Origin of the sequence: Longicatena sp. 210702-DFI.1.196, from assembly GCF_020563125.1 — a bacterium.
GTDB classification, from domain to species: domain Bacteria; phylum Bacillota_I; class Bacilli_A; order Erysipelotrichales; family Erysipelotrichaceae; genus Longicatena; species Longicatena caecimuris.
This window is the reverse complement of sequence record NZ_JAJCPX010000012.1, coordinates 1-13,340: the sequence shown is the minus strand read 5'-3', so window position 1 is coordinate 13,340 and position 13,340 is coordinate 1. Positions and strand designations below refer to the sequence as shown.

The 13,340-nt window shown below is 36.5% G+C and carries 13 protein-coding genes and 1 riboswitch; of the genes, 3 read left to right on the top strand and 10 right to left on the bottom strand.

Translation table 11 applies throughout. From position 1 onward, the window contains the following. Positions 1 to 18: 18 nt before the first annotated feature. Positions 19 to 552: a helix-turn-helix domain-containing protein gene (locus LI241_RS06990; protein WP_008687576.1), complete on the bottom strand. Its 534-nt coding sequence runs from the start codon at positions 550 to 552 to the stop codon at positions 19 to 21. A 361-nt stretch (positions 553 to 913) separates the two neighbouring features. Between LI241_RS06990 and LI241_RS06985 the strand changes: the two genes are divergently transcribed. Then, positions 914 to 1,255 (top strand): helix-turn-helix domain-containing protein, encoded by a 342-nt coding sequence (locus LI241_RS06985; RefSeq protein ID WP_008687575.1) that lies wholly within the window; start codon positions 914 to 916, stop codon positions 1,253 to 1,255. Between the two features lie 187 nt (positions 1,256 to 1,442). On the opposite strand, the gene LI241_RS06980 is transcribed toward LI241_RS06985, so the two are convergent. The 3 genes from LI241_RS06980 to LI241_RS06970 form a co-directional block, all read right to left on the bottom strand. After that, positions 1,443 to 1,772 (bottom strand): winged helix-turn-helix transcriptional regulator, encoded by a 330-nt coding sequence (locus tag LI241_RS06980; protein ID WP_008687573.1) that lies wholly within the window; start codon positions 1,770 to 1,772, stop codon positions 1,443 to 1,445. 460 nt (positions 1,773 to 2,232) lie between these two features. Beyond that, positions 2,233 to 2,988, bottom strand: a complete 756-nt coding sequence (locus LI241_RS06975; RefSeq protein WP_008687572.1) for an esterase family protein — start codon at positions 2,986 to 2,988, stop codon at positions 2,233 to 2,235. A gap of 188 nt (positions 2,989 to 3,176) precedes the next feature. Then, positions 3,177 to 4,490, bottom strand: coding sequence for a polysaccharide deacetylase family protein (locus LI241_RS06970; RefSeq protein ID WP_008687570.1), 1,314 nt, complete (start codon positions 4,488 to 4,490; stop codon positions 3,177 to 3,179). A gap of 117 nt (positions 4,491 to 4,607) precedes the next feature. Between LI241_RS06970 and typA the strand changes: the two genes are divergently transcribed. Then, entirely contained in the window at positions 4,608 to 6,446 is a 1,839-nt protein-coding gene (gene typA / locus LI241_RS06965) for a translational GTPase TypA (RefSeq protein ID WP_008687568.1), read from the top strand. A 171-nt stretch (positions 6,447 to 6,617) separates the two neighbouring features. On the opposite strand, the gene LI241_RS06960 is transcribed toward typA, so the two are convergent. After that, the gene (locus LI241_RS06960) at positions 6,618 to 7,010 is read right to left on the bottom strand and encodes a hypothetical protein (RefSeq protein ID WP_008687565.1); all 393 of its coding nucleotides are present in this window, start codon (positions 7,008 to 7,010) and stop codon (positions 6,618 to 6,620) included. 217 nt (positions 7,011 to 7,227) lie between these two features. Next, a riboswitch (FMN riboswitch) is annotated at positions 7,228 to 7,345 on the top strand. 105 nt (positions 7,346 to 7,450) lie between these two features. Here LI241_RS06960 and LI241_RS06955 point away from each other — a divergent pair. Further along, positions 7,451 to 8,071, top strand: coding sequence for an ECF transporter S component (locus tag LI241_RS06955; protein WP_008687560.1), 621 nt, complete (start codon positions 7,451 to 7,453; stop codon positions 8,069 to 8,071). A gap of 140 nt (positions 8,072 to 8,211) precedes the next feature. On the opposite strand, the gene LI241_RS06950 is transcribed toward LI241_RS06955, so the two are convergent. The 5 genes from LI241_RS06950 to LI241_RS06930 form a co-directional block, all read right to left on the bottom strand. Next, positions 8,212 to 9,069 carry a GNAT family N-acetyltransferase gene (locus LI241_RS06950; protein ID WP_008687559.1) on the bottom strand — a complete coding sequence of 286 codons (858 nt, stop codon included), beginning with the start codon at positions 9,067 to 9,069 and terminating at the stop codon, positions 8,212 to 8,214. A gap of 291 nt (positions 9,070 to 9,360) precedes the next feature. Continuing rightward, positions 9,361 to 10,092, bottom strand: a complete 732-nt coding sequence (locus LI241_RS06945; RefSeq protein ID WP_008687557.1) for an ABC transporter permease — start codon at positions 10,090 to 10,092, stop codon at positions 9,361 to 9,363. Beyond that, complete coding sequence (locus LI241_RS06940) at positions 10,092 to 10,643, bottom strand: SOS response-associated peptidase (protein WP_008687552.1); 552 nt, start codon at positions 10,641 to 10,643, stop codon at positions 10,092 to 10,094. The genes LI241_RS06945 and LI241_RS06940 overlap by 1 nt, the downstream gene beginning before the upstream one ends. A gap of 23 nt (positions 10,644 to 10,666) precedes the next feature. After that, positions 10,667 to 12,169 carry a tetratricopeptide repeat protein gene (locus LI241_RS06935; RefSeq protein ID WP_227151115.1) on the bottom strand — a complete coding sequence of 501 codons (1,503 nt, stop codon included), beginning with the start codon at positions 12,167 to 12,169 and terminating at the stop codon, positions 10,667 to 10,669. 81 nt (positions 12,170 to 12,250) lie between these two features. Then, positions 12,251 to 13,096: a putative manganese transporter gene (locus LI241_RS06930; protein ID WP_008687548.1), complete on the bottom strand. Its 846-nt coding sequence runs from the start codon at positions 13,094 to 13,096 to the stop codon at positions 12,251 to 12,253. Between the last annotated feature and the right edge of the window lie 244 nt (positions 13,097 to 13,340).

The window sequence follows — 13,340 nt, the reverse complement described above, 5'->3', positions numbered from 1 at the left end:
CCATATTGCATATCTCCTTTAAAATAACGGCGGTGTTGTAATCCACAGCACTTTAGCGTCATGTTTCCCTACATTACGAAGATAATGACGATACTTCCCATGAATATAGAAGGTTTCTCCTTTTTTAACCGGATACTCCTTCTCCCCATTAACCAGAAGAATACGTCCTTCCAGTACATAACCAAATTCTTCGCCATCATGAGGATCAAAAACCATACTGGTTTTATCCGCATGGAGTTCCAGCAGAATAGGTTCCATTTCATTTTTCTGCGCATTTGGTACGATCCAATGAATACAATATTCTTCATGCTCATCAATGAAATGATCTTGTTTGCTAAAAACGACCTTCGTTTGCTTGCTTTCCTTAAAGAATGAGGCAAGATCTGTTCCCAATGCTTCTAAGATATCTTCCAGCGTTGAGACCGAAGGGGACGTCAGATTACGCTCTACTTGTGATAAAAAACCTTTTGTTAATTCACTGCGTGAAGCCAGTTCTTCTAAGGTCAGATCATTTTGGATGCGCAAAGCCTTAATTTTTGCTCCGATATCCATGCCATTCCTCCTTTTTGTCAGTTTAGTAACACTAAACTTTTTGTATTATATTTCAAACAAGTGTATTATACATGTTTTTGTTAAGATTGCAATATATTTTAAACAAAAAGTTTGATATATTAAACAAGAAATTCCATAGCACCCTATTTCGCTATAGAGACACCTTTAAAACTATAGAATTTAAATATATTATTTTTCTTATCTCAACCTTTTCATAAGAAGATAGCATCATTTTTTAAAGAATATACATTATTCTTCCACATATATAATGGATTCTGTTTTTTTACCATTTATAATGGTATCTTAATAAGCTTATTCAATTCTATTTTATACTATATATAAATATGAAAGAGGTGTCGGTATGTTAAAGATAGGTGGTATCTTGCAAGCAAGGATGGTTCAAAAGGATATGAAACAAAAAGAATTAGCAAATCTTTTGAATGTAGATCAGCGGACAATCTCCAGTTATTGCAAGAATATCAGTTTCCCAAATCTGGAAACCTTATCAGCGATTTGTGAAATTTTGGAACTCGATTTAAATGAACTGCTGCAAATACATGCCAAAGGTAATGAAGAGCTGCTCATTCACGATGACATCGAATTATCTTTGCTGCAACATTTTCGTAAACTGCCCAATGGTAAAAAACGGGTTTTTGCCAAAAGCATGGCGCAGCTGATAACACTTTTGCATGAGGAAGAATAACTTATATAAGAACTTATAGCTTTTCCTTACGTAAAACTTTATCCATAATAAAAAGACAGTTTCTGTCTGGATAATGAAGAAATGTTAAGAAGAAATCTTATGGATTCGTTGTTTCTTGCCATAAGACTTCTTTTCGTACGCTTCATGTAACAGAAAAACTGTCATTTTCATAAAATAGATATCTTTTTTAAATTGCTCCGTATTCTTTCCGAATTTCTTCCCCGGTTTCCCAAATCGTTTTTACCGCCCTCAAAAACTTAGCACCGCGATTTGTCAAAGCATATTCAATTTGCATCGGTTTTACATTCTTATGAATAATGGTAGAAACTAAACCAAGGGCTGTTAATTCCTGCAAACCATCACGAATCATTAAACGGTTTTCCACTTTCATGTCCAATGCAATTCGCCCAATTTCTTTTTTACAGCTGTCTAGCTGCCGCAAAAGTTCACATAAATCTTCTCGTTGTAAAATAGCTATGCCTAAAGTGTAAGCATCCTTATACGTCATTACCTTCATATGATCAGCTCCTTATGGTGCTTATCCTAGCATTATTTTCCTATTTTTGACAATGTTTTTTTATTGAAATGACAAAACTTTTTAAAACGATTACTAACTAAGCATATTCTTACAAAAACCCATCTTTTAGAACTTCACATATTTTCACGTAATTCAAACATTTTTTACCTATAGTATTTTTTTATACTTATAGACGAGCAAGGGAAACACCTTGCTTGTATGTATTCATCATTCTCCCTAATGATAATTCATACAATTTTCTATTCCCTTAAATAATCATAATGATTTAGAAATCGCCGGTCCCCCCTTAACCGGCTTTTTCTATGTCTTTTTTCATCATGCATATCATTGGGTTCTTTTGTTAATATCCCTAAAGCTTAACATCAAAAAAGCAGCTTGCTTTCTCTTTCTTGAAATGCATACACTAGCTGCTTTTTTTCTTAATTTAAACATGCTTTTCCTATACAAGAAATTGCAGGAAATAATCAATTTGCTTCTTCCACCAATACCAATCATGGGAAACATCATAACCCCAGAAATCAATCCATACATCAATTTGCTTATCCGCATAAATCTGTTCCATATGATGTAGACTATTTTCACACTCCTGCTCCCAGGCGCCCTGACCACAGCATAAGATGACTTCAGACTGGCGATATAATTCCATATATGGATGATCTTCCTTCAGATTAGCTAAATAATCACTCGGTGAATTTTGATAAGTCAATTCATCATGATATTCATGGAAGAAGAAAGATGCATGATAAATACCGCTCATTGCCAGTACCTTATCAAATACATCCGGTCTTCTTAACATTGTGTTTAAAGCATGAAAAGCTCCCATGCTACATCCACATGTCATCATCTTATCATAGCTTTTACCACCATTATCAAAGGTACTGATTTCTTGAACACGCAAAACGAATTCATCCACGATGTAATGATACCAGCGTTCATGCAGCTCTATACGCTCTCTTGGATTTCCACCTTCATTTGACCAAGTTTCTTCATCAATACTATCCACACAGAAGAATTGAATTCTCCCTTGTTCAATAAACGCGCTTGCTGCATCAATCATACCGAAATTCTCAAAATCATAAAATCTGCCATTTTGTGCCGGAAAGACAATACATGGCTTCCCCGCATGTCCATACACCTTAAACTCCATGTCACGATTCAATTCATGGCTAAATTCCTTATAGTATGCTACCTTCATAAATTATCCCTCCTCATCGTATTATGATTTTGCAGCAGTTTTCTTAAAATGGATAAAAACGCATAGATACTTATATCATTTCGTCATATTCTTTTTATTATTATATCATAAAATACAACAATTCGTGGAATTATATATCATTTCCTATCCTAAGAATAAACAAGAGAAAACAGGCATTTGGCCTGTTGTTAGGATCTTCTTACCTTATCCGGATGATACGTATATAATTCGCTGACCGTAACAAGTTGAAATCCCTTCTCCTGCAGTTTTGGAATTAAAATGATAGCCGCTTGTGCACTTGTATCATACAAGTCATGCATCAATATAATATCTCCATCCTTCACTTGTTTCATTACTCGCTCTACAATGACCTTCGTATTGCGATCCTTCCAATCTCGTGTATCCAATGACCATGTGACGATGCGTTTGCCCTGCGCACACTGCATAACGGTATCATTTTTCGAACCATATGGCGGACGAATAACATTCGGATAGGTTCTCGTTATTCCATAAATAGATTCTTGCGTAGCTGCGATTTCCTCTTCGATATTCGCCTTGGATAAAGTTGTCAGCTGTTTATGCGAAAACGTATGATTGCCGATCTCATTTCCTTCCAACACCATGCGTTGTAACAAATTGGGAGCATTGGCAGCATTTGATCCTAAAACAAAGAAAGTCGCACTGCCATGATATTGTTTTAGTGCATCTAATATGGCGGCAGTATAGCGTTTACTAGGACCATCATCAAACGTCAAAGCAACCATCGGTTTTTGGGGATCAATATTTTTCACAGGTTCATTTAATATATCTTCATATGGTACTACCGTAGGAATCGTTTCACTGCTTAATGCGGTTTTTCCTTTTAATTTCTCATAAGGACACTCATATGTTGCTGTTGTATCAAATAATGTATGAGGTGGAAAATAAAAAACCATAGCATCCTTTTTTAGCACAAAATGCGCATAATTCTCCATCAAGGCTGCACTATGCGTCCGAAAAGCATCACGGTCACAAGCCTTTGGTGCATGCTTTTGAAAATACTGTATGACGTCTGCTGAAAGCTGTGTCAAAGCATCTTCACTTAAAAAATCTTCAATCGTTAAAAAAGTGTTTTGTTTTGTATCATAAACCATGGTTTCAACGGTCTCGTTTTTTTGATACAATACCTCATAAAATAATAATTTTACTGACAAATAACGATTATCTTTTACATACGATTCATAGCTCACATTGAATTCCGGTTTCCTTGTTTCTTTCATCTTTACCGCTTGTTTAATAAAGGATGATTCATAGGAATGTATGAGTTCTTTTATTCTTTTGTTCATTTTTGGATAGGATGTTTCAGGGTATTGGACACTTTTCACATAGGCATCTTCCACTGCCAACTGCTGTTGTCGCTTACCCACTTCCTGTTGCGGATTGCTGTTTTGCGCAATCTCTTTTTGCGAGCATCCCCACAACAAAAGGCATAGGAAAGGGCATACAATTTTTCTAAGTTTCATGTTTTCTCACCTGCTCATAAAAGTATATGGAAAAAACCGCATAAAAATGCGAAAAAAATTGTAATTCCACCCATTTCGGTATATGATAATACATGGTCATAAAGGTGGAATATATATATGAGTGAAAAAGAAAAAATTATAAATATTGCGGTTATCGCGCATGTAGATGCCGGTAAATCGACATTAGTTGATGCTTTCCTGCGTCAAAGTGATGTCTTTCGCAGTAATGAAGAAGTTGTCGACTGCGTCATGGATAGCAATGATTTGGAAAGAGAACGTGGTATCACGATTTATTCTAAAAACTGCTCTGTCATTCATGACGGTGTAAAAATTAATATTGTGGATACGCCAGGCCATGCGGATTTTTCCAGTGAAGTAGAACGTATCATTAAGACCGTTGATACTGTTATCTTACTGGTTGATTCCAGTGAAGGACCTATGCCACAAACGCGATTTGTCTTAAGTAAATCCTTAGAGATGGGCTTGCGCCCGATTTTGTTGATCAATAAGATTGATAAAAAAGACGCTCGTCCTCAAGAAGTTGTCGATGAAGTATACGAACTGTTCTTGGACTTAAATGCCAGCGATGAACAATTGGACTTCCCAATCCTGTATGGGATTGCGAAACAAGGTATTGTTCAATATGATTTGGATACCCCTAGTGATTCTATTGAGCCATTATTCAAAACGATTTTAAAACATTGTGATGTTTATCCAGATCTGGATAATGAACCATTACAGATGCAAGTATCTGCTTTAGCTTATGATGAATATATCGGACGTTTAGGTATCGGACGTATTTACCAAGGTGTATTAAAACCACAGACACAATATGTGGTATGTGATTCCTTTGGACATGAACGTACCAATACAACAAGTCAGATTTTCGTATATCGTGGCTTAAGCCGTGTTTCCGTTGAAGAAGCGCATAGCGGTGATATCGTTGTTATTGCCGGTATTGCGGATATTTCCATCGGTGAGACCTTATGTGAAAAAGATCATGTGATGCCATTGGAAAGCATTCATGTGGAAGAGCCAACCTTAAGTATGAACTTTATTGTCAATAAATCTCCATTCGCAGGACAAAGCGGTAAGTTTGTTACTTCCCGTAATTTAAAAGAACGTTTAGAAAAAGAACTAGAAGTAAACGTTGGTTTAAAAGTAGAGCCTACAGACAGTGGTGATTGCTTTAAAGTCAGCGGGCGCGGAGAATTACATATTTCTGTCTTATTAGAACAGATGCGCCGTGAGGGCTATGAAGTCGCTGTATCAAAACCAGAAGTCATTCTGCATAAAGATGAAAATGGGAAAACGGTAGAACCCGTGGAAGAAGTTGTCGCTATTGCCCCGGAAGAATATAGTGGAACCATTATTAATAAATTGAACCTAAGAAAAGGCACAATGGTGGATATGGTTGAAGAAAATGGCTATGTCCGTATTACTTATGAAGCACCTACACGCGGCTTATTAGGTTATCGCAGTGAATTTATTAACGATACACGTGGAGAAGGTACTTTAGTACGCCGTATCAAAGGTTACACACCATATAAAGGTGAAATCACCCAACGTGCAAACGGTGCTATGATTTCAACCGATACCGGTGGTGCCATGACGTATGCCTTATGGAATTTGCAAGAACGCGGAACCCTCTTTATTTCACCACAGACGGAAGTGTATGAAGGTATGATCATTGGTGAATCCGCACGTAATGTTGATATGGATGTAAATCCTTTGAAAAATAAAAAACTAACCGCTATTCGTTCCTCTGGCAACGATGAAGCAATGCGTTTGACTCCGCCAAGAGAAATGACATTAGAAGAAGCATTAGAATGGATCAATGATGATGAATTAGTAGAAATCACACCAGACTGTATCCGTCTACGTAAAAAAGGCTTAAAGCCGCATGAACGCCGCCAATACTATCGTGATCGTATGGCTGCTGAAGAAAACTTATAAAAATAAAAACCCCAAACGGGAAATAAGGATGCATTTGCTTATCCCAATAAATGTTGATGCATACCTTCTCAGATGGGGTTTTTCTTAATCCTTTTTATCAAAGCTTTGCGATAAAACAGCTCTTGCATACGTTTGCTTCCTCAAAAAAAGATGTGCTATCCTTTGCACATCTTATGTTCGTTTATCAAATTTTGTATGACATTTTGGACAAGTAATTGTAATTTCGCCCTTACCTTTTGGTACCCGTAATTCCTGTTTACAACTAGGACATTTATAATACTTATGTGTCTTACGATCCTGAAAACGGTTTTTTTTCTTACGAAACCACATACGAATCGGATACGTCTTCTGCAGATATAAAGTATTCTCTGCACTTCGTTTATATGTTTTACGCGAAAGTATGCGAAACCAACACCAGATAATCAATATTGTAGATAAGTACGTAATCATGCTATTTTGCATGATCATTCCTATCATCGTTACAATGAAATATAAAACAAGAATAGCGAATGACAGTTGGTCAACACCATATCTTCCACGCATAAAATTCTGAAACCATTTCATGTTGAAAACTCCCTTCATCATGTAGGGTATTATATCACTATTTCATTATATTCTCCAGTTTTCCTTCTATATTTGAAAGTTTCACATAATTGTGAAAGAACCTTGTGCTTCTTGTAATTACGAATACACCACAAATACGTATGATAGATATCATCATCTATAAACGCAATTGCATATGCATTGACAATCCCCAAAAACAATGCTATCATAACAACGACAAAAACTTCAGGGTCGGGTGAAATTCCCAATCGGCGGTAAACCCCGCAAGCCGTAACTGGCAGGAACCGTGTGCAATTCCGGTGGCGACAGTATAGTCTGGATGAAAGAAGTATAGTGTCTTTTTGATATTCCCTAAAGGTTTTGTTGAAAACCTTTTTTTGTTGTTTTCACAGCAGAAAAAGGCTGACAAAGATGGCTCTATCAGCCAAAGGAGGAATAACATGTCAGCTTATGTTTCAACAAAAAAACAGATGAGTATGCAAACAATCGCCAAAATCAGCATGCTAGGAGCTCTAGCCTGCGTCTTGATGATGTTTGAAATCCCATTGCCTATCGCTCCACCATTTTATAAGATTGATTTTAGTGAAGTTGTTGTATTAATCGGCGGTTTTGCCATGGGTCCATGGGCAGCAGTTGCCATTGAGGGATTAAAAGTCGTTTTAAACCTTTTATTAAATGGTACGATTACCATGGGAGTTGGTGAATTTGCTAATTTTCTAATTGGCTGTGCCCTGGTCGTACCGGCAACCGTTTTTTATCAACATGAAAAAACAAAGAAAAATGCTTTGATTGGCCTAATCATGGGAACGATCATTATGACACTAGTCGGGGCATTGGTTAATTATTTTATCTTAGTTCCTGCTTATGCCTATTTTATGAGTCCTGCCATTACGATGGAAATCATTATTGGAATGGGAGCTGCTATCTTCCCCAATATTCATGGATTGCTTGGCTTAGTACTTTTATGTGTCGTTCCATTCAATATTATAAAAGGCGTTTTAGTGAGTTCCATCGTCTTTGTTTCTTATAAAAAAGTAGCTCCATTATTAAAACGTTCCTAAGCAAAAAAACGATGTTTTGAAGTGACTTGAATCCCCTTTATTTGGTTAATTATAAACTATGGGGTTGACTTCAAAATAAACATCGTTTTTTTATTTATTGCTTTTCCTTCTTCAAAAATCTTTATACATTATATCTTATACTAACTGTTCTTTTCAAATACCAATTCCTGACAACTCAATTCAAAAGCACACGCTTGTACGATATCGCGTATATAAGCGTTTCTTACATCAATATCCCCAATGATCGTAGAAACGCTCTTTTCTTTAGCTGCTAATGCGCAAGCCGCCTGTAACAACACTTTTCCTAAGCCCTGAGCTCGAAAAGCAGGGTGCACTGCCAAATATCCGATACCACGATACTTTTCACTAGACGTATTTAAAAAGACGATTCCAGCAGGAGTACCATTCACAAACAACATTTGCCGATACGTAAGAGGTTCTTGCTCGATTAGTTCTGTAAATAGCTTGACCGCTGCTTTATATCGCCCATATCGTATAGCATCTTTCCTTATAGAACGATCTTGATTCTGCTCATAACATGCCTGTATCATCTCAATAAATAAGGTATCCTCAACATCTCTGCCATCACGAAGATCTGCTTTTATAGGATAAGCATAAGGTTGACAAATATAACTCTCTTTTTCCTGGGTAATTACAAAATCTGACAATAAAAGACTAGTTTTGACAAGTTCATGATTGCTTTTATCGGAATATAAATGTATTACGATATGTTTCTCATGAATTCTATTACAAGCTTCCTTAAGAAAGCCAACCGCTCTTTCAACAGGTATTTTTTCCAGTGTCAGATATGTCAAATAGCGATTCAGAATTATTCTGCCATAGATTCGTTGCCCTTCTTTTAAAATTAGGCAATCTTCCATATTCAGACTACCTCGGTGAAACTCCTCAGATAATGCTTCATTTTGCGCGTTACTGCTAGCTGCCATATGACATACAGCAAATAGTTCATCCTTTGTTGAAACAATTTTTATTTCCATGAAATTCCCTTCTCATCCACCCATAAAAAAACATGTATCCATTTCTGAATAACATGCTATTTTACACTTGGTTTAAGAAAAGCTTCATAGGGTGGATGTGCATGTCAGATTCAGAAATAAGTAAATCGTTTATCTTCATCGCACATCACCTCACTTTATTATCATAATTATAACATGCTTTTTATGAATCTTCAATGACCTTACCTTGCTACCTTAAAGCAATAAGAAAAAACTTCTTTTTTATCATCAAACATCATGATCTATTCTGTAAGATCGTTTATGTATTATGTATCATCTCTCTTTGATGCAAACACGTAAGATACGATCCATCAGTACAAGCAAAAAAATCATCCAGCCTGTCCACGCAAACATGCCAATCATATCGAAATTCAAACGACATAAATTTAACTCTCGACCAATTCCTTCCTGCATGCCCCCTAGAATCTCTGCCATGACTCCGACCTTAAACGCTAAAGACATCCCTGCTGACAGACTAGCCTCAATGCTAGGACGCAATAAAGGTAAGTATACACGTCGAATTTCATAACTTTCCTTTTCCGGATAAAGTTTCATGACTTCCATTAAATCTTTATCCATATGCAAAAGGGCACTAAATAGATTACTGTATATTACCGGAAACAGAATAAGAAATAAAATCAATATCACTGCAATACTGCGGGCAAAGATAATTAAGACAATTAAGATATAAGAAATATTAGGAACACTTCTTGTTAATAAAAGGAATGGATAAAATAAATCACGGAAGATATGAGAACGATAACTTAAATATGCACAAAACAACGCAAAAAGAAATGCTATAATCAGTCCTGCAAAACCACGCAGCAAAGTAACCTCTAACGTTGTATAGAAAGAAACAGAAAAAACTTGGGTACTCATACGTTGTACCACTTGCCATGGATATGGAACCAGCATATCATTATCCTTTACCATGGCAAAGACTTGCCAAAAAAGTAAAAGAATTGTTGCGGCAGCTATTGTGCGATATCTTTGATGGCGTTTCATTACTTCTTCTCCTTGATAAACAATAAGTCTTCATTATCAACCTGAAATGCTAGTTCCTCTTGTAAATAAGAAATGATTTGTTCCTCACGCAAAATAATAGGTGTTCTATTATGAATCTGCGCCATCGCATCTGAGGCTTCTCCTGTTACAATCACGAATTCTTTTTTTTCGTTATATATTCCTGCCAAGTAGAATAACGGCATGTCTTGTTTACGAATATAAATCTTCTGCTTCCCATTTCCTGTCTTTACCCACTCATAAAACCCATTGCAAGGTATCAAACAGCGTTTCTTTAAATAAGGCGCAAATGTTTTTTTCTGCTCTATTCCTTCCTTACGGGCATTGATCAAACGTTTTCCTTGATACCCTTCCATGCCCCATTTCATAACATCCACATCATAATCATTTTCTCCACGTGTTAATACCAGTGCTTTTTGTGATGGAAACACTTCTTCCCGAGCATATTCAAATAAAGCCTTTTGTTCTACCTTATATTGCAAACGTTGAAAAGGTACACTATCCTCAAAGGCAAAGTAATAACGTCCACACATGATCATCACCTCCTATCTAACCATTAGCTTACAGCAACTTCTTCCTTTTTCAATTTTGCGACTTCTTCTGGTATCCAATCTTCACCATATTCCTGTGCTAACGCCTGTTCATAGTATTGGATAGCCTCTTCCTTCCTATCCGCTTTCGCCAATACTTCTGCCATGCTAGCGAAAATCCAACCATCCTTTCTTCCCAACTGCATCGCTGTTGTAAAGTCACAAATTGCATCTTCTAACTCATCTAATTGGTAATGACACCATCCGGACATCGAAGGATGCATCGCATTCTTAGGTTCTTTTTTTCTAGCCTTTACAAAATATTCAAGGGCTTTTTCATATTCTTGCAGTTGCAAATAATTCCAACCCAACTCGCCATAAGCCCAGCCATCTGCACCAAAACGCTTCAATCGTTTCGATAATACTTCGATTGCCTTGCGTTCCTTACCATCTCGCCCCAGATTCCATGCATATAAATCAAACATATCCATGCCTTGTTCTCCATGCGATAAACAAAACTCACAAGCATTTTCAGCATGTTCATAATCTCCTAAATCACTATAACAACGGGCAAAATGATACATTAACCACATATCATCCTTCTTTTCTTTTTCAGCCCGCTTTAAAAATGCTAATTTCTTTTTCCAATCCCGCTGCTTGTGCGCTATCCAAATCATTTCCTGATAAATCCAATAATGCTCTTTCTCTCGATGAATGGCCTTTTCGTAGTAAGATAATGCACGATCATAATGTGCATTTGCATGCTCCATATCATCTAATAAACGATAGGCATCTCCCATTAGGGCATGTAAGCTCGTATCATCTTTCCCGGCAGCTTCCGCTTTTTTTAAATGTTCTAGAGCATCCTTTGCACGATGTAAAGATATGTACGCATTCGCAATCTGAAATTCCTTCCATGGTTCATGTTCTTTCTCATGGATTTTTTCCAAATATTGAATTTCACTCTCATAATCTTCTTTTTGATGATAGAAATTTGCTAAATCAAAACAAGCGTCACTATCTGGATCTAATTGATAGCTTTTTAAATAATACTCCAATGCCTGCTCCTTTTTATCAAGTGATAGATAACAAGATGCAGCTTGAGCTAAAAGCCATGTATTATTAGGATCGTCCAATAATGCATCTTCAAAGCAATTCACAGTCTGCTCATATTCATGAGCTTCTTTGAAGCACCATCCAATCTCGCCATGAATCCATGCTTCATCAAATCCAAGCTCTAAAGCTGTCAATAACTCCTCCATGCCTTCTTTGATTCTTCCTTGCCGATCATAACAAAAGCCTAGCTGTGAATGCATCCATCCATCTTCCCCAAACTGATGAATACCTTTCAGCAGATAGATTTCCGCCTCTTGATAACGTTCCATATGATTTAATAGCCATCCCATATTTCCATAATAAAAAGGATCATCTAACGCATATATTTTATATTTCTCCAGCAGAATACGAGCATCTTCTAGTCGATTTTCAGCTAGTAGATCCGCAAATTCTTGTTTATAATCCAAACTCATCACCATCCACTTGTTTTCGTATCTTTATTATATCTCAAATAGAAGATAAAGAAAAGAAAAGCGATTTCTCACAGAAACCACTTAACTAAGAATTTGTAAAATACTTCCAGTGACAAGAGCAATTATAAATAATATACCAAGTATACGGCAAATATCCTTTTTATTATCATACATCTTAAATAACACTAGTAATCCCAATCCAGCACTCGTAATCAGTCCCGCAGTTAATGCACCAAAGCTCACAACACCGTCAATAAACAGTTGTGATAAAATAACGCTGGCAGCACAATTGGGAATGAATCCGACAAGCGACGCAAATAAAGGTTGCAAGAAACTTCCAGCACCTAAAAATTGTGCTAATGCTTCTTCACCAAACTCATGAATGATGAAGGATATGATAAAATTCACACAGAAAATAAAGAGAAAGATTTTCAGTGTATGTAAGAATGCAATCGCAAAGATGGATGGATGTTTTTTCTGTTCTTCATCACAGTGCTCATGAATGTCATGTAAAGGATGATTTTCCTTCAAGTGATGCTGTTTCACTAATAGATCTATTAAGTACCCTGAAATGCATCCAATCACCAGTTTTACTGCAATCACCTGCAACAATACATCTAATTGATTAGGTTGCGCAATTAAAATAGGAATAGCTTCATCACTAGTTGATACAAAAACTGCTATCAACGTACCAAGAGTGATAGAACCATTCATATATAAACCACCTGCAATAACAGAAAAACCGCATTGTGGTACAATACCTAGCACAGAACCAACCAGTGGACCAAATCGTCGGGTTCCAGCTAATAAACGTTGCATCTTATCATTGCTTTTATGTTCAAGATATTCCATAAATACATAAGCTGCGTATAAAAAAGGTAGCATACTCAACGTATCATGTAAAACATCAGTTAAAAGATCCTGCATGTTGATTCTCCTTTCGCATCACTTAGCAATTTTACCACTTTTCGATTATTTATACCAGTAGTATGAGTTCTTTATGAATTACTTAAATTAAATCCTATCAGCGAATCAGGCAAGTTGCATCTTTGTTGAAAAAACATGAAATTTGATGCCATTGGTTTCGCTCACATAAGGAATGTGTTTGGATTTCTTTCTCTATATAGAAAAAAACCTGTCCTTCTCAGAACAGGTCTTCCTACCTGGCAAC